General features: G+C 73.3%; 1 protein-coding gene. It reads left to right on the forward strand.

All coding sequences use genetic code 11. From position 1 onward, the window contains the following. Positions 1 to 34 precede the first annotated feature (34 nt). On the forward strand, positions 35 to 1,339 hold a 1,305-nt coding region (gene istA, locus DOO78_RS26830; protein WP_165839113.1), incomplete at its 3' end, for an IS21 family transposase.

Consider the following 1,339-nt stretch of genomic DNA (forward strand, 5'->3'; position numbering starts at 1 on the left):
GGGGGGGGACGGGATGCCGGCCGAGAGAGTGTCGATGCGACGTGTGCGAGAGATCCTGCGGCTGAAGTACGAGGCGGGCGCCTCCGACCGGGCGATTGCCCGCTCGGTTGACGTGGCGCGCAGCACGGTGCGGCTGTGCCTGGACCGGGTGGCCGGGGCGAGGCTGGCCTGGCCGCTGCCCACGACGCTGACCGACGGGGCGCTGGAGGCGCTGCTGTTCGCCGGCGGCGGCGCGCCGGCCGGGCAGCGGCGCAAGGCGGAGCCCGACTGGACCGAGGTGCACCGGGAGCTGCGCCGGCCCGGCGTGACGCTGATGCTGCTGTGGGACGAGTACCGGGCCACCACCCCGGACGGCTACCAGTACAGCCGCTGGTGCGAGCTCTACCGGGCCTGGGAGGCCAGGCTGTCGCCGACCATGCGGCAGGTGCACCCGGCCGGGGAGCGGCTGTTCGTCGACTTCGCCGGGCAGATGGTGGAGGTGATTGACCCGACCACCGGCGAGGTGCGCACGGCGCAGGTCTTCGTCGCGGTACTGGGGGCGTCGAGCTACACCTACGCCGAGGCGGTCTGGACCCAGTCGCTGCCGGACTGGATCGGCGCGCATGTCCGAGCGCTGGAGTTTCTCGGCGGGGTGCCACGGCAAGTCGTGCCCGACAACCTGCGCGCCGGCGTGCTGCGGGCCAACTGGTACGAGCCTGGCCTCAACCCGACCTACCGCGATCTGGCCGCCCACTACGGCACCGCCATCCTGCCGGCGCGAGTCCGCCGGCCGCGCGACAAGGCCAAGGTCGAGGCCGGGGTGCTGGTGGTGGAGCGCTGGATCCTCGCCCGCTTGCGGCATCAACGGTTCGCCTCGCTCGCGGCGCTGAACGTGGCCATTGCCGCGCTGTTGGCCGACCTGAACGCGCGGCCGATGCGCCGGCTCGGGGTCAGCCGGCGGCAGCTGTTCGAGGAACTGGACCGGCCGGCATTGGCGACGCTGCCGGCCGAGCCCTTCGTCTATGCCGAATGGCGCATCCGCCGGGTCGGGCTCGACTACCATGTCGATGTCGAGGGCCACTACTACTCGGCGCCGCACCGGCTGCTGCGCCAGCAGGTGGAGGCCCGGCTGACCACTCGGACGGTGGAGCTGTTCCACAAGGGCGAGCGCGTCGCCGTCCACATCCGCGGCGGACTGCGCGGCCGGCACACCACGCTGCCCGAGCACATGCCGCAGGCGCACCGGCGCCATGCCGAATGGACCATCGAGCGGATCGGCCGCGAGGCCGCCGCGATCGGCCCGTCCACCGCGGCGCTGGCCGCCCTGATCCTGGAGAGCCGGCCGCATCCCGAGCAGGGG

The organism is Roseicella frigidaeris (assembly GCF_003258945.1).
GTDB lineage: Bacteria > Pseudomonadota > Alphaproteobacteria > Acetobacterales > Acetobacteraceae > Paracraurococcus > Paracraurococcus frigidaeris.